This is a genomic window from Streptomyces sp. NPDC087906, assembly GCF_055584925.1.
The window spans coordinates 331,640-351,631 of the sequence record NZ_JBVJLC010000001.1; the positions used below are offsets into that span (position 1 = coordinate 331,640).

At 72.9% G+C, this 19,992-nt stretch carries 12 protein-coding genes and 1 pseudogene; 8 read left to right on the top strand and 5 right to left on the bottom strand.

The window, feature by feature from the left end; genetic code table 11:
• Window positions 1-29 precede the first annotated feature (29 nt).
• From ACZ63I_RS01450 to ACZ63I_RS01460, 3 genes are all read right to left on the bottom strand, one after another.
• Window positions 30-737 (bottom strand): response regulator, encoded by a 708-nt coding sequence (locus ACZ63I_RS01450; protein ID WP_469334247.1) that lies wholly within the window; start codon window positions 735-737, stop codon window positions 30-32.
• Window positions 734-2,023, bottom strand: a complete 1,290-nt coding sequence (locus ACZ63I_RS01455; RefSeq protein ID WP_469334249.1) for an ATP-binding protein — start codon at window positions 2,021-2,023, stop codon at window positions 734-736. Before ACZ63I_RS01455 ends, ACZ63I_RS01450 begins: the two co-directional genes overlap by 4 nt.
• 117 nt (window positions 2,024-2,140) lie before the next feature.
• Complete coding sequence (locus tag ACZ63I_RS01460) at window positions 2,141-2,617, bottom strand: hypothetical protein (RefSeq protein WP_469334250.1); 477 nt, start codon at window positions 2,615-2,617, stop codon at window positions 2,141-2,143.
• A 500-nt stretch (window positions 2,618-3,117) separates the two neighbouring features.
• Here ACZ63I_RS01460 and ACZ63I_RS01465 point away from each other — a divergent pair, with 500 nt between their 5' ends.
• From ACZ63I_RS01465 to ACZ63I_RS01485, 5 genes are read left to right on the top strand one after another with little or no spacing between them, the layout of a single operon-like run.
• A complete protein-coding gene (locus ACZ63I_RS01465) occupies window positions 3,118-4,374 on the top strand; it encodes a hypothetical protein (RefSeq protein ID WP_469334252.1) in 1,257 nt (418 codons plus the stop codon).
• Window positions 4,364-6,307, top strand: a complete 1,944-nt coding sequence (locus tag ACZ63I_RS01470) for an AAA family ATPase (RefSeq protein WP_469334254.1) — start codon at window positions 4,364-4,366, stop codon at window positions 6,305-6,307. Before ACZ63I_RS01465 ends, ACZ63I_RS01470 begins: the two co-directional genes overlap by 11 nt.
• Complete coding sequence (locus ACZ63I_RS01475) at window positions 6,295-6,960, top strand: 4Fe-4S single cluster domain-containing protein (RefSeq protein WP_469334255.1); 666 nt, start codon at window positions 6,295-6,297, stop codon at window positions 6,958-6,960. The genes ACZ63I_RS01470 and ACZ63I_RS01475 overlap by 13 nt, the downstream gene beginning before the upstream one ends.
• A complete protein-coding gene (locus ACZ63I_RS01480) occupies window positions 6,948-7,481 on the top strand; it encodes an FHA domain-containing protein (RefSeq protein WP_469334257.1) in 534 nt (177 codons plus the stop codon). Before ACZ63I_RS01475 ends, ACZ63I_RS01480 begins: the two co-directional genes overlap by 13 nt.
• Window positions 7,482-7,510: 29 nt before the next feature.
• Window positions 7,511-10,375, top strand: a complete 2,865-nt coding sequence (locus ACZ63I_RS01485) for a protein kinase domain-containing protein (protein WP_469334259.1) — start codon at window positions 7,511-7,513, stop codon at window positions 10,373-10,375.
• Window positions 10,376-10,438: 63 nt separating this feature from the next.
• On the opposite strand, the gene ACZ63I_RS01490 is transcribed toward ACZ63I_RS01485, so the two are convergent.
• Window positions 10,439-15,646 carry a CHAT domain-containing protein gene (locus ACZ63I_RS01490; protein ID WP_469334261.1) on the bottom strand — a complete coding sequence of 1,736 codons (5,208 nt, stop codon included), beginning with the start codon at window positions 15,644-15,646 and terminating at the stop codon, window positions 10,439-10,441.
• A 140-nt stretch (window positions 15,647-15,786) separates the two neighbouring features.
• Between ACZ63I_RS01490 and ACZ63I_RS01495 the strand changes: the two genes are divergently transcribed.
• On the top strand, window positions 15,787-16,500 hold the full coding sequence (locus ACZ63I_RS01495) for a DUF3168 domain-containing protein (RefSeq protein WP_469334262.1): 714 nt from the start codon (window positions 15,787-15,789) through the stop codon (window positions 16,498-16,500).
• Window position 16,501: 1 nt separating this feature from the next.
• Window positions 16,502-17,179, top strand: coding sequence for an RES family NAD+ phosphorylase (locus tag ACZ63I_RS01500; RefSeq protein ID WP_469334264.1), 678 nt, complete (start codon window positions 16,502-16,504; stop codon window positions 17,177-17,179).
• Window positions 17,180-17,342: 163 nt separating this feature from the next.
• Here ACZ63I_RS01500 and ACZ63I_RS01505 read toward each other — a convergent pair whose 3' ends face one another.
• Window positions 17,343-18,587, bottom strand: a complete 1,245-nt coding sequence (locus tag ACZ63I_RS01505; RefSeq protein ID WP_469334266.1) for a macro domain-containing protein — start codon at window positions 18,585-18,587, stop codon at window positions 17,343-17,345.
• A 161-nt stretch (window positions 18,588-18,748) separates the two neighbouring features.
• On the opposite strand from ACZ63I_RS01505, the pseudogene ACZ63I_RS01510 reads away from it, so the two are divergent.
• Window positions 18,749-19,851: pseudogene (locus ACZ63I_RS01510) on the top strand (ABC transporter permease); the annotation flags it as partial.
• Between the last annotated feature and the right edge of the window lie 141 nt (window positions 19,852-19,992).

A 19,992-nucleotide genomic window follows, 5' to 3' on the forward strand; every position in this document is an offset into this window, starting at 1 on the left:
AATCGGGGGGTCTTCGCCGTGGAGCCGTGTCAGGACCGGCCGGGCGGCTTGGGCTGCCAGTCGGCGAGATCGGCGGGCTCCAGACCGAGGTAATGCTCCAGGTCGGCCGGAGAATGGTGGCGCAGATAGTCGGCGAATTTCGCCTTGACGGAGTCCATGTAGCCGACAGCGGTCTGCGGAGAGATATACAGGCGTTTGCCGATACGGGGAAAGGACTCCCCGCGGGCCCGGCCGGCCAGCACGTCCCGCTCGCGTGGCGCGAGCCCGGGGAGCAGGTGGCGGCGCTCGGCCAGTTCGGCGAGGCCGGTCAGTTCCTGGGTGATGACGATCCGCCCCTGGGCGACCGCGTGGGCGGCCCTGGCGAGCGCGTCGACCGGCTCCGCCTTGTGGACGATGCCGCCGGCCCCGGCCGACAGGCAGCTCACGAGAATGGCCCGGCGCACTTCGTTGGTGTAGACGAGGACCTGATACCCGGCCTGCACGATCGCGCGGACCGCGTGCGGGCCGCTCAGCCGGGGCGCCTGTCCTGTGCCGCTCAGTTTCAGGTCGACGAAGACCACGTCGGCCTGCGGCGCGGCGCTCAGCAGGGACTCGGCGTCGTTGAACGCGGCGACGACGTGCAGTTGCCGCATCAGCAGGGGCAGGCCGTCCCGGATGACGGTGTCGTCGTCGACGGTCGCGACGCGCAGCCGCGATCCGTCGCCGGAGGGCGTCGAGCGGTGGTCGGTGGCTGTCACGGAACTTCTCCCTGCGGACCGCGCAGGACGACGGCGGTGCCGTCTCCGGGGTGCGCGTCCAGGTCGACGTGGATGTGGTGGCGGGCGAGCGTGTCGATCACCTGGACCCGCAGCCCGAAGCCGAACGGCGTCGTCGCGGGATCGAAGCCGACCCCGTCGTCGCGGACACTGATCTCCCATTCCCGTCCGGCTTCGTCCGCGTCGGCGTGCAGGACGACGTTCCGCGCGGACGCGTACAGCCGTACGTTGTGCAGCAGCGTCGCCAGCGCGGCATGGACGGCTGCCGCCGTCCGCGCCGGGAGCAGGATGCCGTCCGCGAGGTCGAGGCTGAGCACCATCGGCAGATCCCGGAAGCCCTCGGCCGCCTCTCGCACCACCGAGGTCAACGCGCGCTCAGCGCCGCGTGCTTCGGGACCGTCGCCGGCTTCGGCCGGCGGCGGCGGGGGCGCGGCAGGCTGCCGGGCCTCGTTGAGGAAGGCGCGCACCTTGTTGGCCAGCGAGACCGCCTGGTCGCGCAGCGTCTCGTCCAGCCCGGCCGGCAGATCGCTGCGCGCGAGTAACCGCAGCACGCTGATGTTGTCGTGCAGCAGGGTGCGTTGGCGGTCGATCTCCTGCAACCGGGCCGCCTCTGCCGCTGCTTCGGAAGCCGCCTGCCGGGCTTCCTCGGCCTGGGCGCCCAGCCGGCGCAGGAAGCCCACCAGCAGCCTGGTCAGCAGGGCGAAACCGGCGTAGGACACGGCGTTGGCCAGGACCGTCGTGCGCGTCGGGCCGGTCGCCAGGGGCAGGTTGCCGAGCAGATACGCGGCGGTCATGGCGGCCACCGCCAGCGCGGTGTGCCGCGGTCGCCTGAAGACGATGGCCGCTCCGCAGGCGCTGCCGAGCGTGCAGGCGAACCCCCACGCCGTCCAACTGCCGGTGACGTCTCCCGCGTGGATGAACGTGGGCTGCACGAGCAGGACGCACACGGCGGTCAAGGTGTCCGCCCGCCCCCAGCGCTCGTCGCGGTACGCCCTCGCCCGCGCGACGGCGGCGGCCAGCAGCCCCGATTCGACGACGTAGCAGGCCAGCACGGTCAGGAACAGTCCGCGCGACGTGGTGTGCCGCAGGGCGGTCGGCAGGAACAGCAGCAACTGGCAGACGTTGATCACGCGCACGCCGAGGAAGACCATCAGCGCACAGATCTCCACCCCGGCGGGTGTGGCGGGCAGACTGCCGTTGCCGGACTGCCACCCGGCCAGGACCCGGCCGAGCACGCTGTCGGGCCACACCAGGGCACTTGCTCTCATGGCCGGCAGCCTCACGGGCGCCGAGCCCTTCGCGGTACCCGGTGTTTCGGGGGTACCGGCCTCCGCGGGCATCGCCGTACCGTCCCACTCGTCCTGGTCGTACCGCTTGTTCCCGGCCTAGGGCCTGAGTTGGTTCGAGCAGTCCAGCAGGACGTCACCCGCGGTGACGGTGCCGGTCGGGTGCTCGACGAGCACGGTCCCGGCCGGGAGACGGGGTAACGCCCGGACCGCGGTGGCGTAGATGCCGCGCAGGACTCCCTGCGGCGGATTGTCGAGCCGCATTTCGAGGTGGTTGCCGAGAGCCATCCGGGGAGAGAGGGCCGTGACGAAGAACCGTGCCATCAGCGCTATTCGAGCCACCAGCAGGTCGTCGCCGGTGCTGTCCGCCCGCTCGGCGACAGCGGCGAGCCACCGCCAGGGGCGGTGCACGCCGCTGGAGGGCGCCTTCCCCGCGGTCATCTCGACGAGAGTGGGCGCTCCGCTGGCGGTCGCTATCCGGCTTCCGGCGAAGTGCAGCGCCGGATCGTTGCCGACCGCGGCGAGGAAGGCGGGGACGAGCTGTCCGGCCTGGGCCAGATCGGATGCCGTGATCACGATGGGTGGCTCCGACGGCGGCCGGGGTGCCGGTCTCTTGCTGAACAGGCCCATGGCTTCTCTCTTTTCGGCACAGGTGTGTCGCGTGGTGCTGGAGGGACGGGTAATCACTGGTGAGCTTCTGCGCCCGGCCGGCCGGGTGAACTCTCTCTTTCGACATGGCTTCTCGCAATCGCGCCGCTCCCCTGCGGAATCGGGAGAACTGCGGGAAGCTCGAAACGTGGGGCGGGGCGGGGCGGTTGACCCGTGTCCGCGTCGATGCACATTCGGCTGCGCAACACCATACGCACCTCGGGAGGAATTCCGTCAACCGTTCCGCGTATATGCGGAGAGGAAATACGTAATCGGGCGGCGTTTCCCGGGTCGCGCCCGGAAAATACCCATGAATATCCCGGAGAACGCCCGGCGCGTGAGCGCATGATGGCGGTTGAATGGCTGGGACCGGTTGAGGATCTAGGGGGCGCCTGGTGAGTTCGGGGACTGGATACGACTATTCCTATGTGGACCGGGAAGCCGAGCGGCGCCGTGCCGTCCGCGCCGAACTGGTTTCCCTGGCCGAGCGGGTGAAGGGATTCAACGCGCAGGCGAAGGCTGTGCAGCGGGCGTACCGGACCCGGCGGATCCGGGTCGCGGCGGTGTCGGTCCCCGCGTCGGCGGACACGGACACGGACGCGCTGACCGCGCTCGCGGCGGCGGCACGGGACGAACTGGCGCGAGGGGAAGCGGAGTTGTCCCGGCGGATAGCCGAGTCCTGGACGGCTTCCCCGGCCGGCCGGGAGCGGGAAGCCGCGACCGGCGTCCGCCCGGTCGCCGCTGAAGCCTCCACGGCCCGGATCGCGGCACCCGCCGACCGCACGCCGAAGGTGCGCGCGGAGGCGGTGGCCGCGGCCGAAGCCATGCTGGAACGGGACTCACCTGTCTGCGATCCGGCTGATCTGGAGCGGTTCGCACAGCAGTTGGAGCTGATACGCCGGGCGCGCACGGTGGACGACGTCCGTACGGTCTCCACCGATCTCCACGCCTCGGTCACCCGCTCGGTCGTCCGCCGCTCCCGGGCCGAACGCGTCTCCGTGACCCGGCAACTGCTTCTGGACCAACTGGAGACCGCAGGGTCCGCAGGGTCCGCCGGGTCCGCCGGATCCGCCGAGGACGACTCGGACGACGCGGAGACGAGTGCCTTGCGGGCCAGGGTCATGGCCGCACCCGATCCCTCGTCGCTGGAACGGGAGGTCGGGCAGGTCGTGGCACGGGCGGAGCTGCGCGACAGCAGGATCCCGGTGGCCCGCGCCGTCCTGGACGCCCTGCGGACGATGGACTACGAGGTGGGAGACGAGTTCGAGGACCTGCTGACCGGCTCGGGCGAGGTGATCGTGCCCTTCCGCCCGGACGCGGCGCCGGAGGAACAGGCGGGGGTCGTGACAGACGGCTACGGCCTGCGGGTGACGCTCTCCACCGATCACGCGCGGCTGACGACGGCCGTGGTGCGCCGGGACTCGGCGAGGCCGCCCGAGGAGGCCCGGCAGAGCGATCTCCAGGTCCAGCAGTGGTTCTGTGAAGGTCAGTTGGGCGGCATCGAGGACGGCATGGCAGTCGGCGGGGTGGCTCTGCGGCGCACCAGTGTGCTGTCCCCCGGCACGCTGCCCGCCGCCACGGTGGAGGAGGCCCGCTGGCCGTCCCGCGGCAAGCGCCGGTCCGGCCGCAAACAGTCCGCGGTGACCCGCCAGGCGGCGAACGAGGAGCGACAGCGTGAACGTTGACCCATATCCCCGGCCCGCCTGGGTGCGGGAACTCGACATGGCGCTGACGGTCTACCCGCAGATCCTGCTGACCGGGAACGTACGCGACCGCTATCTGCTCCCGGACGAGACCGATCCGCAGGGGCGCGGGCTGGTGCCGTACAGCATGGTCGATGTGATCGAGTCGGTCTGCCGGCGCCGCGGGTACGGGGCGCTGGCCAGCCACGACGTGATCACCGAACGGATGGCGATCTGGCCGCTCGGATCCGCGGACGCCGACGCGCCGGCCCTGCCGCCGGCGCTGGTGGCGATGGCCGCTGCCGACGCCGGCCGCCCTGGCCGGGACCGGACGGGCCGTCAGCCGGACGACGGTGACGAGGGCGACGAGGACGAGCCCGGCTTCGACCGGCTTCGCCGGGTGCTGGTCGAGGTGGTCCGGCACCGCGGCCCCGCGATTGGGCTGCTGATCCCCTACGCGGGCCGGATGGGCTCGCCGCGCGGCGCACTCGACGACGAGGGCGGCCGGTTCTTCGCGGCGGCGGAGGCCCTGGGGCACACCGCCGTCCAAGTGCCTGGCCCCCGCGCGATCATGCCGTTCAACACGGTGTTCTGGGTGGTGGAGAAGGAGGAGGAGCTGCCGGTCGAGTTCGCCGTCGGCAGCCGGGCCTTACGGGTGATCACCGTACCGTCCCCGCCGCACGACCAGCGGTTCGCCGCCGCCCAGCACGTGGTGCGGGGCCTCGTCCGGCAGCAGGCCGTCGAACACGGCAGGACCGTCACCGACGAGGAGGCGGAGCGGGCGGCCGAGACGCTGGCCAGGGCGTCGCACGGCATGGGCAGTTCCGAGGTGATGGCGATCGGGCGGATGGCGGCGGACCGGGGCATCCCGCTCGCCCGCCTCGACGAGGCCGCACGGCTGTACCGGGTGGGGGTCATCGACAACCCGTGGGCCGCGCGGTCGCTGCGCGAGAAGATCGCCAACGGGGAGGAGCATCTGAACGCCCAGGTCCTGGGACAGCCGCATGCGGTCGGCCGCGTGATCCAGGTCTTCAAGCGCTCGGCGGCCGGGCTGACCGGCGCGCAGTCGTCCAGCTCCCCCAACCGCCCCCGGGGCACGCTGTTCCTCTCCGGCCCGACGGGCGTCGGCAAGACCGAACTCGCCAAGGGCGTCGCCACGATGATCCTCGGCTCCGACGCCCGGCCGATCCGTTTCGACATGAGCGAGTTCGCCGAGGAGCACGCCAGGGAGCGGCTGATCGGCGCACCGCCCGGGTTCGTGGGCCACAGCGCGGGCGGCGAGCTGACCAACGCGGTGCGCGCGAATCCGATGAGTGTGCTGCTCTTCGACGAGATCGAGAAGGCCCACCACCGGCTCTTCGACCTCTTCCTGCAGATCCTGGAGGACGGGCGGCTGACCGACGGCCGCGGCGCCACGGTGTATTTCACCGAGTGCGTGCTGATCTTCACGTCCAACCTCGGGGTGTCCCGCGGCCCGGACCCGGCGGCGCGCCGCATGTCCCGGCAGGACGATCCGGAGACGGTACGGGCCCAACTGCGCAAGGCCTTCGACGTGTTCTTCGACGAGGGCATTCGCAGGCCCGAACTGCGCAACCGCTTCGGCGACACCTTCGTACCGATGGACTTCATTCAGGAGAAGACCGTCCCCGCGATCCTCGACAAGGCGCTCGCCTCGGTGACCGGCCGGGTTCTCGAGGTCCACGGGGCGGTGCTGAAGATCGCGCCCGAGGCGTGGCAGACGCTGTACGCGGAGGCCGTGGAACGGCTGGACCACGGCGGGCGCGGGCTGATGACAGCCGTGGAGTCCGCCCTGGTCAATCCGCTGTCCCGGGAGCTGTTCGACCTCGCCCCCGAACCCGGCGAGACGATCACGGTGGACGAGGTCTCACGCGACGGCGACGTGTACACGGTGGGGGTGAGCCGATGCCACGGGTGAGCGACGTCTTCGGCGGGGTGACCTCGCTCGGGCCCGGCCGGCGGCTGGGGGTCTGGTTCCAGGGGTGCGGGTTCGGCTGCCCGGGATGCATGTCACGGCACACCTGGGACCCCGCCGGCGGCCGCGACCTGCCGGTGGACCGCTTCGCCGCCCTGTGGCAGGCGGCACTCGACGACGGGGTGGACGGGCTGACGGTCAGCGGCGGCGAACCCCTCGATCAGCCGTCCGGCCTGGCCGAGTTGCTGTCCGCGGCCCACGAACTGCGGGTCGGTGCCGGGCGGTCCGCCGAGCGGGTGCCGGACTTCCTTGTCTACACGGGCAGGGAGCCTGCGGAGATCGCGGAGGACCGGGAGCTCACCGACGCGCTCCGCCTCGCGGACGTGGTCGTCACCGGCCGCTACGACGTGGCGCGACCCACCGATCTGGTGTGGCGCGGCTCCGCCAACCAGCGGATGACCGCCCGCACGCCACTCGGCGCCGCCCGTTACGGACCGCATCTGGAGCGCCGCACCGACCGTCCCGCCCTCCAGCCGATGGTCGCCGACGGGCGGCTGCGGCTGATCGGCATTCCGCGCAGAGGCGAACTCACCTCCCTGGAAAGGGAGCTGCGCCGCCGCGGCGTGTTCTTCGAGGAGACCTCATGGCGTCCGTGACGTACCAGTGCCCCATCGCCCCCGACACGTGTCCGCGGTCCGCCACCCGGGACTTCTGCTCGGTGCACTGGACCGAGCAGTTGGTCGCGGTCCAGGAGACCGCCACGGCCCCGACCGCCGCCCCGACCGCCGCCCCGGCGGAGCCCGCCACCGCCTCACCGCCCACCGTCGCCTACCGCCCCGCCGCCGGCCGGGCCGGCGGGGCGCCCCGGATCGCCCTGCTGCTGTACGGGGTGCTCCTGCCGGTAGGGGCCGGCGGGCTGCGCCTCGGCCGGGAGGAGGACGACTGCGCGAGCGTTCCCGGCCTCTCCGAACTGCTGCAACTGTCCCGTGCGCACGCGCGGTTGAACTGGATCGACACCACCTTGCACATCGTGGACGTGGGCTCGACGAACGGGACCTTCGTCGACGACAAGCGCATCACCACGCCGACTCCCCTGTGGCCGGGCCGGGCGCTGCGGCTCGCCCAGGACGTCGAGGTGCTGGTGGTCGAACTGGACGAGTACGGAGTACCGCGCTGACCGCGCACCGGCACCGAGGGAGCACCGCCATGAACGAACCGACACCACGCCACGAACCGACGCCACGCCACGAGCCGAGCCCGCCCACCCGCGTGCAACAAGCCGCACCCGCCGCTTCCCCGCCGACCCGTGTGCAACAGGCCGCACCCGCCGCTTCCCCGCCCACCCGCGTACAAGGCGGCGCATCCGCAGCGTCCCCGCCGACCCGCGTACAGGGCGGCGGATTCCCGCGTGGCCCCGACGGGTTCCCCGGCTGGCTGCTCGACCGGTACGAGCCGCTGGAGGAAGCAGGGCGGGGCAGCGAGGGGAGGGTCTGGCGGGTACGGGTCCGCGCCGACGGCACGGAGGCGGCGGTGAAGGTCGCCCATGCGGGCGGCCCGGTCGAGGCGGAGCTTCTCGGCCACCTTCGCGACCCGGACTTCCACCGGCACGTACCGAAGATCCTCGACTTCGGCGGCGAGCCGGCGGGCTGGCTCGCGATGGAATACCTGCCCGACACCCTGGCGTCCGTGCTGGGCGGCGCGGGCGAGCCGCTGGGAGACGGTGCCCGAGCCGCCGCGATCATCACCGAACTCGTCGACCTGCTGGAGTTCTGGCAGGACCGCGTCCAGCGCAACCCGCTGGACCTCAAACCGGCCAACATCCTCGTCAGACCCGGCAAGGGAGTCGGGCAGTTCGTCATCGCCGACTTCGGGGGAGTCGCCCGCTTCACCGCCAGCCAGCGCTTCACCGACGCCCAGATCACCATCGCCTACATGGCTCCGGAACAGCTCTACCGGCACAACCACACCGCGACCCCGTGGTGGTCGCTGGGCAACGTGCTGTACGAACTCTTCACCGGCCGGCGCCGCTTCACCGACGAGACCGGGGAGTTCCTCACCGACGAAGCACTGCAGCGCGACCTTGTGATGCGGGACGAGCCCGACCTGTCGGCCGTCACCGACGAGCGCCGACGGCTCCTGCTGCGCGGGCTGTTCACCAAGGACCCCGACGACCGCTGGACGGGCGGCGAGGTCAGGGCGTGGCTGGCGGGCGGCAGCCCCGAGGTGGTGCGCCCGGTCGCGGCTCAGCCGCAGGGCCCCGCGGCCGGCCACCGGGCGGCGCGCCCGCTCACCTTTCGCGGTGTGTCGTACTGGGAGCCCGCCGTCCTCGCCGAGGCGATGCTCGCCCGGTCCGAGGCCGCCGAGGAATGGCTCGTCGGGGCCGGTGCCGCGCGACTGAGCGACTGGCTGCACGAGGACGTCCGGGACGCCGACTTCGACCTCGGGCACCTGCGGCACCGGGGCGCCGCCCTGACCCGCGAGGGCGCGGCGCAGGCCGTCCTCGCCTTCGGCGCCGTGTTCGCGCCGCACGCCGAGCCCCGCTACCAGGGACGCCGGGTCGACGCAGGCGGCATCGAGCGGATCGCCGCGGGCGCGTACGGCGCCGCGGCCGTACGGGCACTGCTCGCGGCCGGCGTCCCGAACATCGCGGCGGGCTACCGGTGCGGCCACCCGGCCTGCGGCCCCCGCTGCCTGATACTCACGGCGATCGGGGACGAGGTGCCCGACGTGATCGCGGCCGTACGCCGGGAGGCCGCGGCCGGCGCCCCGCTCACCTCGGACGAGGAGGAGAGCGCGTACGCACTGGCCGTGCGGCTGACCGCCCACCCGGAGCAGAGCGGCGCCGTCCTCGGCCGGCTGCCCGGTGCGGGGCCGCGGCTGGTCCGGCGGCTGACCGGTGGCACGTCCCCCGAGCGCAGGAGCTGGGAATCGCTTGCCGCCAGGGCCCGCAGCGCGGATCCGGGCCGGGTCGAGGGCCGCGCCGAGGTGGTGGCGGCGGCCGTGCTGCACGGCCGGGTACTGCGCCAGGACGCCGAGCGGACGGACCGGACCCGGCGGCGGATCGCCTCGGACGGCGCGGCCTGGGCCCGGTTCCTGCGGGCGCGGGCCGGCGCTGCCGGGCTGGTGTTCGTCATGCTGGCGCTGGTGGTGTGGGCGGGCGCGATGCTCCGGATGAGCATGGACGTCGGCAACGGCATCGACTTCCGCACCAGCGGCGCCTTCGGCGGCCAGTTGCTGCACGCAGGCGAGGCCGCCGCCCACGACCAGTTCGTCCTGCTCGCCGCCGCCTTGGTGGTCGCCCTCGCGGTGGCCGCGTACCCCTCGGCGCCGACCGGGCGGGCGCTGCTGCTGGTCGCGGGAGCCGCGGCCACCGTGGGTTACCGGACGCCCCTGCTGCCCCCGTTCACGACCCTTCAGCCGCCCGGCTGGGTGCTGGACCGCCTGACCCAGGCCGAGGGCACATGGGGCCGGTGGAGCGGGGTGGTCGCGCTCCTCGTCGTACCGGCGCTGGCCGTCCTGCTCGGCCTGGGCGCGCGCCCGCTGCTGGCCAGGCCCGTACCGGCGGAGCTGGCGCAGGCCGACCGCACCGGCGGGTACGGTGCCCCCGACCCCGCCCGGTGGCGGACCGGGCGCGGCGGGCTGAAGGATCGGGCGGCCTTCGTCGGCTGCGCCGTGGTGGTGCTCCTCGGCCTGCTGTGGACAGCGGTCGAGGTGCGGCTGGCGTTCAGTTCGACGCTGCCCGAGCAGGACCGGGTGGCCGGTGCGGAGGGCGCCCACTACCAGAGCGGTTTCGTGCTCGCGCTGGCCGCCCTGGCGCTGCTGGCCGGAGCCCTGCCGCCGCGCGGTGCCCGGCGGCTGCTCGGCTGGGCCGTCGCGGGAACGCTGGCGCTCGGCCTGTGGCCGCCGCCCGTGCGGCCCGCCGAGGCGCTGCGCATTCCGGTCGGCGACGGGTTCTTCACCGCGGTGGCCGGGTGGTGGGGACATGGAGCGTTCTGGGCGGCGCTGCTGCTCGCCGTTCCCGTCGCGGTCTACAGCGCCTGGTACGCCGTGCGGCGCTCCCGGGCCGTCTGACCGGCCCGCGCCCGTACCGCCGTCACCGCCGAGGCCGGCCCGTACGAACCAGCGTCGTACGGGTCACCGGCCGTGGTGGGTGAAGGAGGCCCAGATCTCCAGCTCGTCCCAGGGGCTTTCGGGGTCGTCGGGCACGGCCGCCGCGATGTCGGCGAGTCCGGAAGGCACCGCGCGCCCGGGGTCGAGCATCCACAACTGCGCGGCACGCAGAGCCTCGCGGGGCAGCGCACCCTCCTTCAGACGGTGGTGGAACAGGCACATCAGCAGAGTGGTCCTGGGGTCGTCGAGGATCGCCCAGCGGGACCCGACCACGGTGGCCGCGCCCGCCGCGAGCATCGCTGTCGACAGGGTGAGCGCTTCGTCGTGGTCGCTGAGCGCCAGGTCGCTGGTGCAGTTGGCGAGGACGACGACGCCGCCGGGCGCGGCGGAGTCCCGATGGTGCGGGCCGGCCAAGAGGTCGGCGACGGTCAGCGGATTCGACCGGTCCAGCTTGAGCACCGAGTCGGCGGCCGTAAGCCCCGTGTCGGCGTGGCAGTTGATGTGGGAGAGCGCCGCGCTGGTGGTGCCGCGGCCCGGCAGATAGGGGCCGATCGCGGCGCGAGTGGCGGGCAGCGGCGGCGGACCCGTCCACGGCCCGTGCCGGGTGGTGTCCCAGCCGAGGTCGCCGACGACGACCGCTTCCGGATGGAACCGGCTGCGTACGAGCCGCGCCTCCCGGTGCATCGCGGCCGATCCTGCCGGGTCGACCACGAGCAGTGTGGTACCCGTGTCCAGCGGTGTCCGGGGCCGGGCCGCCACCTCCAGGAGCTGCCGGGCGGTGGCGCAGTACGACACTTCGGCCCGCTGCACGGCGTACCGGGCAGCGCCCGTCCGGCCGGAGGAGCGCGCCGCGTGCCAGGGCACCACGCCCAGTCCGCCGACGGGGGCGAGCACCAGTCGGGGGAGGCGGCCCGGCCACCACTTCTCGGCCCGGTCGATCAGCTCGTCCATGACGGCTGTCCCCGCCCAGTCGGAGAGCGCCGCCAGGCATTGCTTCCAGTGCTCTTCCTTCTTGGCGAGCTGGCGCAGGTGCAGGGTGTGCAGCACCGGCGGGTCGGTCCGCGCGGGCTGCCGCTCCGGGCGCCCCGCGCTCTGGAAGTCCCGCAGCGCGCTGTTGTACGCGCCGAGCGGTCCGCCGTCCAGACCGCTGAGGCCGGGGAGTTCGAGGTGGTGGACGACTCCGGTGGCGGTGACCACCAGCGCGTGTCCCGGGCCGTCTTCGCCGGGGACCAGATGGGCCAGTGCGTCGGCACCCACCCGGCGCAGGGCCCTGCCGACCTCGGCGGGTGCGGGCGCCGACAGCAGACGCTGTTCGGCGGGACTGCCGGTCAGCGCCTCCAGTACCCGACGGCGCAGACCGTCCGGGACCGCGACCGGGCCGTCGCCGCGATCCACCGGTGTGTTCGTCTCCCACTCCGCTGCGAGGCCGGGCTGCCCGGATGTACGCAGCAGATCGGGCACGGTGGCGTTGACGGTGGCCGCGTTGAGAACCAGGCCGCGCCCCAACTCGACCGCCTCGACGGCCGATTCGGGCAGCCCGTCGGCGAGGCACCAGCGGACCAGCCGGGACATGTCGGCGCCGACCGCGCGGGCGGCGTCCAGTCCCCGGTGCGCCCCGGTCTGCAGCAGCACGGAGCGGCCGTGGGCGGCCAGCACCGATTTGGCGGTCTCCCGGGACCGGCGCCGCGTGTCGTCCCGCTCGCCGTAGGCCCGGTACACCAGGGCCAGCGCGCGAGTGAGGATGATGGAGAAGGCGTCCCCCCGACTGGGCTCCAGCGCCAGCCGCGCTTCCTGGAGCGCGGTCGCCGCGGCGTCCAGGTCCGCCGGCTCGCCGGACCGCCGGTGACGGGTGTACAGCAGCAGACCGATTCCGTACAGACAGCGTGCCCCGGCCCCCTGGTAGCTGTACCGGCCCTCCTCGGCGGCCTGCCGCAGCAGCGCGACGGCCTTGTCCAGCCGGGCGGCGTCTTCGTCGGCCGGCGCTGTCGGTCCGGTGTCGCCGCGGGCCGGGCAGAGGGCCGCTGCCGCCCGCAGCAGCAGGGCCGTCCGGTGGGGGTGGTCGAGCGGACAGGAGGCGGCGCCGGAGAAGAGGGCGGCCTCGGCGGCCCGCCGGGCCGCGCGGTCGCCGTCGGTCCTGGCCTGCTCCACCGCGTAGCGGCCGAGTTCCCCGCGGACCGACGGCAGGCGGTGGTGCCCGTGCGGCAGTGTCCGCTCCGCCTCACGCAGGTGTTCCAGGGCGAGCGGTACGGCCTCCCGGTCCTGGTGCGGCTCGCGGAGGCGGGCAAGGAGCGGACCGGTGGTTCCGGCCGCGGCGAGCAACTCGGCCCTGAAGGAGCCCACTTCCCCGGTGGGCGGAAGGAACAGCCCGCGCAGCCGGTCGCGTTCATCGGGATCGGCCGCCTCGGCGAGAAGGGTCGGCAGCGCGGGCGGGCGGACCCGCGGGGGCACTTGGCGCAGCAGCGTCCGGTACATCCCGTCCGCCGCTTCCAGATCCGTGTGGTCGCCCAGGAGCAGGTGGCGGTCGAGCAGCATGCCCGCTTGCAGGGCGGCGAGCCGGCCGGCGAGGGCGCTCCTCGGCCGGCCGGCGGTGAGAACGGCCGCCGCCTTCCGGACCATGCCGACGGCCGCGACGAGATCGCTGCCGTCCCGCTCCTGCAACCACCGGCGGTAGCGGACCATCGCCAGGACGACCAGGGTCGGTGCACCGGGCTCGCCGGGGCCGCCGGGGCCGCCGGGGCCGCCGGACAGCAGCTCGATCGCGCGTCCCGCTGGTACGGCGAAGGGATCGGGCGAACCGTCACCGACCAGGACGGCGGCCTGGAGGTCGAACTCCGGCGCTTCGGACCGGTCGCCGAGCACAGCGGGTACGCCTTCGCCGGCATCGCTGCCGCCCCCGCCAACTGCCTCGTCGGCGAGCGGGGCAGGCGGGTCGGGCCGGATGGCGGGGTCAGGTCGGGTGGCCGGGTCGGGTCGGGTGGCCGGATCGGGCCGGGTGGCCGGGTCGGGCCGGGTGGCCGGGTCGGCATCGAAGAAGCCTCGGACCAGGCCGAACAGGTCAGGCCGGCCTACGGTCCCGAGCATGCCGTCGATCCCCGCGCGCAGCGGCGTCTCGGGCGGCGCCACGTCACGTGCCTCGTACAGCGCCGCCGTGGCGGCGGCCGACTCGGTCGCCGACGCCTGCCCCCGGCGGGCGAGTTCGAGTCCGAAGGCGCCGGACAGCGCGAGCAACACGGCTCTGTGCGTCGACGAGTCAGGCTCCGTCAGATCCGCTGCGTGCCGCAGCCGTACCTGCCAGATCCGCAGCTCACCGGCCGGCGGGAGACCGCCGGGCGAGCGGAGCACGATCAGCAGGGCCCGCAGGAGGTCGTACCCCGGCTCGCGTTCGTCCTTCTGTGCGTCCAGCAGACCGTCCAGGAGCTGGAGGTCGTCCTCGACGCTGGCGAATCCGGTGACGTCCGGTATGCCCGGAGTGCCGTGGTCGGCGTGCGCGGCGTTGAACGGTGCGCTGTACCACACGGTGTACATCGTGCCGAGCAGGAAGATGCCGGTGAAGTCGTCGCCCCGCAGCTCGCTCCCGGCCGGCAGCCGCTCCAGAGCCGCTCGCAGCCGCCGCATGCCCTCGTGCAACTGCCCGATCCGGACCTCGGGCAGGCGTACGGCGAATTCCATGACCTGCAGGATGCCCAGCGCCAGGACGGAGCGGAGATACAGGTCGTTGTCGTAGTGGTAGAGACCGGTACCCGTACGGAGCAGCTCGACCGCGGTGCGCAACTCGGCGGCGACGCCGGGGAGTCTGCTGTCGAACGAGGGAACTCCGGCCGTATCGTCGCCCGTTGTCAGGCGGTTCGACAGCACTTGGACGTACGGCAGAGCCTGCGCGTGCACGCGGCGGCCCAGCGCGAGGCCGACCCGCAGCGTCTCCAGCGCCCGGTCCTCGTCGTTCAGGTCGATGAGCGCGATGAACTCCATGCCGCGGGTGATGAACCGGTCCAGTACGGACGCGTGGTCGGGGCCGTCGAGCCGCTGCCAGAGAAGCTCCATGACGGCGGTGAGGCAGCTCAGGCGGCCCTCGTCCGGCTCCATGGCGTCGACGAGGCCGTCGAGCAGATCCAGCGCCTCGGCCCGGTCGGTGCCGGGGTCGGGTTCCCCCGGCGTCTGTGCGCCGCTGTTGCGCTCCGCCCGCTCGGCCAGCGCCAGGCCCAGGCTGACGCCGATCTCGATGCCGGCCGCCGGGGCGAGTGCGGGGTGGGCCAGCGCGTCGCGGTACCAGTCGTACGCGACCCGCTGCGTCGGTTCGCCGACGGCGTACGCGCACAGGGCCTCGGCGATGTCGCCGCCCAGTTCGGCGGCGCGTCCTCCCTCCTCCTCCCGGTCGTCGAGCAGGGGGCGCAAGAGGTCGAGCAGCGGCCCGAGTTCCGCCGCGACCCGCTCGGGACCGTACGCGTCCGGGTCGGCCTCCCGGCGGTCGGACCAGTCGCAGAAGGAGAGCATCGCCAGGTCGAAGGCGACCAAGGAGCGCAGCCAGGGCGCGAGTTCGCCGTCGGTGTGGGCCGCGCGCAGATGGACGAGGGCGGCGGCGCGGTCGGCGAGGCGCTCGGGGTCGGCGTGGTCGGGGCCTCGCCAGCGGTCGGACAGCACCAGTCCCAGACAGCCGTGGCAGTACGCGGGGTCCTCGGCGGCGACGCCGTCGGAGCCGTCGAGGAGGGGGGTCAGCAGGCCGACGATCCGGTCCGCGTCGGGCCGTCTGTCCCCGGCCGGGGCGAGGGACCAGCGTGAGACGAGATTCAGGGCCAGCTCGCCCCGTGCGTAGCCGCTGTCGGCGTACTCCCACCAGGGATCGTCGGCGGCGAGGTCCTCGTCAGGAGCGAAGGCCGCGGCGGCCCTTTCCCACCAGCCGATGAGGGTGTCGAGGTCCTCCGGGCTGTCGGTGATCCCGTACCGGATCGCGGCGGCGTGGGCGGAGAGCACGCACAGCCTGCGGTACTCGCCTGAACCCGGCCCGGTGGCCCGCAGGTTGTCGATGAGCGACTCCGGTTCCGCCAGACCCCGCAGCGTGCCGACGGCGTCGGCACCGGAGTCGGGGCCGTCGGCGGAGTCCAGTAACGCCGCCGCGAGTTCTGCGCTGCGGCAGCGCCACAGGTATGACCCCTGGGGTGACTGGGCGACGAGGGAGCGCAGTTCGGCGATCATGGCCGCGCCGGGCCCGTCGTCAGCGTCGTACGGCTCTGACACGGTTGCACCCCTTGGCCCTATGACCGATGGCTTTACCGGAGCACGCCACACGGCGTACTTCCGAAGGCCGATTGCGCTTCCGATGGTAGCTGGCTACTGTGCGAATACATAGAACTTCCGCAATTCCCCGGGGGGAACGCGTGGATGAATCCGAGCAACAAATTCTGGCCGTCCTCGACCTAGATCCGGAAGGCTTACGCAGCCAGCTTTCGGATGCCGACAGGGAACAACTCGATTTCCTTCTGGGACTCTTCACCGCCGGTGGGGACGAGCGACGGGTCACCGGCGTCGCACGCGCGGTCGCGGCCCATCTGCTCCGTGCGCTGCCGCGGCTCGGCGAGGAGACGGGCGGGCGCCGGTTCACGGCCTCCGCGCTGCTGGACGATCCTCCGCATCTGCGGCTGGCCGACCGGTACGCGCTGGGCGGCTCGGCGGAACAGGCGTGGGGAGCGGGGCAGGGGCAGCGGCCCGGTGCCTCCGGACCTGCGGATACGGCCGGACCTGCGGAACTGTTCCAGGCCATCGCCGGCCGGCTGCTGGCAGAGCCGTCGCTGACGGCCGAGCAACTGCGGGACGGCCTCGGGCGGGATCCGGACCACCCCGATCTGATTCGGCTGCGATCGGCCGCAGGCGAAGCGGTCCTGCCTGCCTTCCAGTTCGACGTCAGGGGCGACGCCTCTCCCGTGGTGCTGGAGATCAACAGGAAGCTCGGAGCCGGCCGGGACCCCTGGGGCGTCGCCGACTGGTGGCTGGCGCCCAACATGTGGCTGAACGCCGTCCCGGCACAGTTGCTCGGCCGCGGGGTCGACGCCCAACTGCTCGCCGCCGCAGGCGCCGTACGCGAGGAGGACTGACATGGCCAGAGGCGCGAACCTGCCGCCGCGCGGCATCGCCCAGGCGCGGGAGGTCCGGTGGCCGGAGGGCACGGCGCTCTACCGGGTGCACTCCCGCTCCTTCGAATCCCACGAGTTCAACACGTGTGAGCAGGACCCGCACTTCGGGGGCAACCGCTTCGGCAGCACCGCCAACGACCGCTACTCGTACCTGTACGCGGCCCCGCGGCAGGTGACGGCCCTGACCGAGACGCTGGTACGGGCCGTGCCCTTCCACGACAAGCCGGGGCGCTTCCTGCAGCGCGACGCCATCGAGAACCGGCGGCTGTCCCAGGTGGAGCTGGCCAGGGACGTACGGCTGGTGTCGCTGTTCTCCGTTCCCGACCTGGCGAGGGTGCAGCAGCACGACGACTGGCTGGTGGGCTCCGAACCCACCGAGTACGCCTTCACCCGGCGCTGGGCCCACTGGCTGCGGCGCGAGGCGCCCTGGGCCGACGGATTCGTCTGGATGTCCAACCGGGACAGGCCGAACGAGTCGCTGGTCCTGTTCGGCCATCCCGACGGCGACAGCGCCACCGTCCGGCCGGGCGCCGAGCCGTGGGTCGATCTCGACGGCGAAGAGGGCGTTGGCTGGCTCAACGAGACATTGGCGCCTTATCTGGTGCATGTGGCGCCGGACGAATCCGCGAGCCGAGTGTGAGGTGAATTCCGCTGCCCCGGACATTTCCCGGGCATTTCCCGGGCATTTTCTGGACACCTTCCGGGAAATGACCGGGAGATTCCGGGGTGTGTCGAATGTGCGCCGGGTGTTCGCCGAATGTGCGCCGAACTCGCGCCGGAATTCAGTGCGAGGTGCTGCTGCGTCAATCGGCCGTGCGCGCCGTGTTCGCCGTGTGCGCCGTGTGCGCCGTGCTCTCCGGGCCGGCCGGCCCTCTCCCGCGGCGGGCCTCCAGCACGTCGAGCGCGACGGACGCCGATTTCGGGTTGCGCGTCACCAGATGCACCGACCAGCCGGGATCGGCGGCCAACGCCGGGTCGAGGCCGCTCAGCAGCGCCTCGGTGCTGGCGCGGGGGCTGAGACCGCCCCGGCCCGCGCCCAGCAGGGGGAAGGCAACCGACCGCAACGGGCCTTTTGCCGTGTGCCGTTCAGTGCGGAGCAGGGCGCAGATCCGGCGTACCGCGGTGGCCACCACCCACGGAGTGGTCTCGTAACCGTCGGTGCCGACGAGGGGCGTGGTCACGGCGGCGTGGTAGATGCGGCGGACCCCGTTGCCGGTGAGTTCCCCTGGCGAGGTCGGTACGACGGTGCCGGGCGCGACCGGCAGCCCCTGGGAGCCGAACGTCCGCATCCAGGCGGTGAGCTGATCGGCGATCACATCGTCGAGGATGCGTCCGGCGGCATCCTTGGTGGCGCCCGCACGCCGCAGACTGCCGGAGACGGTGGACCGGAAGGTCTTGGACATCTCGAAGTAGGTGTTCTCCGACGAGACCAGGACGTCGATGCCGGCGAGCAGTTCGACCGAGGTGACGTGCACGGTGATCGGGACGGTGCCGTGCGAGAACTCGACGGGCACCACACGGCGTCCCGTGATGGCCGAAGACGGGGCCGCCACCGGCGACGGCGCGGGGACCGGGTCCGGGGCGGGGACCGGGTCCGGGGCGGGGCCCGGGGCGGTCGAGGGCCGGTCGGCGCGCGGGCCCTCGGCGGACACGACCAGGATCGCCTGCGCCATCTCCCGTACCACCAGCCGCTCCTGGTGCTTGCGGAAGCGGTCCGCACCCACCTTGAAGGCGCTCGCTGCGCGCTCCCTGCGGTCCTTCGCCGACAGATCGCGGGTGTCCGTCGCAAGACCGAAGGTGTGGCGGGCGGCCGGCTGGAGCCGTTCCCCGTCCAGCCGGTCGGCCGCCGCGGTCAGCAGCCCCATGACGGCTGACGGCTCGACCTCGTCCGTCGGGCCGTTGCCCAGCCAGCGCGTGGCCGCCCGGCGGAGGACGGGAAGATCGAGGTCGCGCAGCCGGAGCAGCCCCTTGGACCGCACATCGGACAGTTCGGTGACGAGCGCCGTCAACGCCGCTGTGTCCCAACCCGTTTGGTCCGCTTGCGTCATTTCCCCAGCATGGCAGGGCACGGGAGCCGTGTGGCCGATTGTGCGAAGAAAGAAGTTCGTCGCCAGTTGTCCCTGATTGCCGTCCGCTGTCGCAGTCCTGCCCCGCATAGGGTGGAGGCGTGGAGGCCAGGACGCCGGTGGAGGAGAAACGCCCGCGCGCGCTGCTCGGGCCGCTGGTGGCTCGGCTGTGCGCGGGCCTCTTCGGCCTCCCGTTGCGCGGGGCCGGCCCGGCGGGGCAGCTCGCCGCCGCCAACTCCCGTACCAACGCCCGCCGTCTCGCCTCCGCGATCACTCCGATCGTGCTCGCCATGGCCTTCGCCTCGACGCTCGTCTTCATGCACACGAGCGAGAACCACGTCGCCGACGAGCAGTTGCGCGCGGGCATCACGGCGGACCATGTGGTGAAGGACCCGGCCGGGCTCCCGGTGGGCGCGGTGGCGCAAGCCGCCCGTACGCCTGGTGTGGACGCGGCCGTCGGCCTGCTGAACACGCAGGTGCTCGTGCCGGTCGGCTCGGGCGAGTTCACGTCGATGCTCGGCGCGGCGACGCAGGGCGTCACCGGCTCCGGTGCCCAACTGGCCGCGGTGCAGGACCTGGACGTACGCGAAGGCAGCCTCGACCGGCTCGGCGCCGACCGTATCGCCGTCGACCGGACCCTCGCGACTTCGGCGTGGGGGACAGGCTGCCGCTCTTCCTGCCCGACGGCACCAATGCCGCCCCCGAGGTCGTCGCGGTCTACGGCCGCGGCCTCGGCCTGGCCACCGTGACCATGGACCGGGCGGCCCTGGCCGGGCACGTCACCTCGGGTTTCGACGGCACCCTGCTGGTCCGCGGCGGCTCGGAGAAGCCGCTGACCGCCCTCGGCGACGTCACCGACGCGTCCGGTTACGCCACCGAGCAGAACCTCGACGCGAAGCTGGGCGCCTGGACCAACAACATGATGGCCGCGGTCCTCGGCGGCTTCGCCGCCATCGCCGCCGTCAACACCCTGTTGATGACGGTCCTGGACCGCCGCCGCGAGCTGGGCACCCTGCGCCTCGTCGGCTCCACCCGGCGCCAGGTGCTCCAGATGCTGCGCTGGGAGGGCCTGTTGGTCGCCGCGGTCGGCGTCGTCCTCGGCTCGGCTATCGCCGCGGCCACGCTGATCCCGATGATGCGCGGCACGACCGGCGAACTTCCCTACGTGCCATCGCTGTTGTACGGGTCCGTCGTAGCCGCGGCCGGCGGCATGCTGGGCACGCTGATTGCCGACTGCGCACCCTGACCGCTGCCGACCGCGGTGACCTGCTGAAGTCCGGAGAAACCGATAGCCCGTACAACTAAAAATTCATACAACCAACAGACCTTCTTGCCGGTCCTGTTCTGCAACGTCTGATCGACATCTGTCGCCGACCAGGACTGAAGG

Bases quoted from the DNA above. Each gene is read 5' to 3' on its own strand.
- ACZ63I_RS01455 (WP_469334249.1), bottom strand. From the start codon at position 2,023: ATGAGAGCAAGTGCCCTGGTGTGGCCCGACAGCGTGCTCGGCCGGGTC.
- ACZ63I_RS01475 (WP_469334255.1), top strand. From the start codon at position 6,295: ATGCCACGGGTGAGCGACGTCTTCGGCGGGGTGACCTCGCTCGGGCCC.
- ACZ63I_RS01480 (WP_469334257.1), top strand. From the start codon at position 6,948: ATGGCGTCCGTGACGTACCAGTGCCCCATCGCCCCCGACACGTGTCCG.
- ACZ63I_RS01485 (WP_469334259.1), top strand. From the start codon at position 7,511: ATGAACGAACCGACACCACGCCACGAACCGACGCCACGCCACGAGCCG.
- ACZ63I_RS01500 (WP_469334264.1), top strand. From the start codon at position 16,502: ATGGCCAGAGGCGCGAACCTGCCGCCGCGCGGCATCGCCCAGGCGCGG.
- ACZ63I_RS01505 (WP_469334266.1), bottom strand. From the start codon at position 18,587: ATGACGCAAGCGGACCAAACGGGTTGGGACACAGCGGCGTTGACGGCG.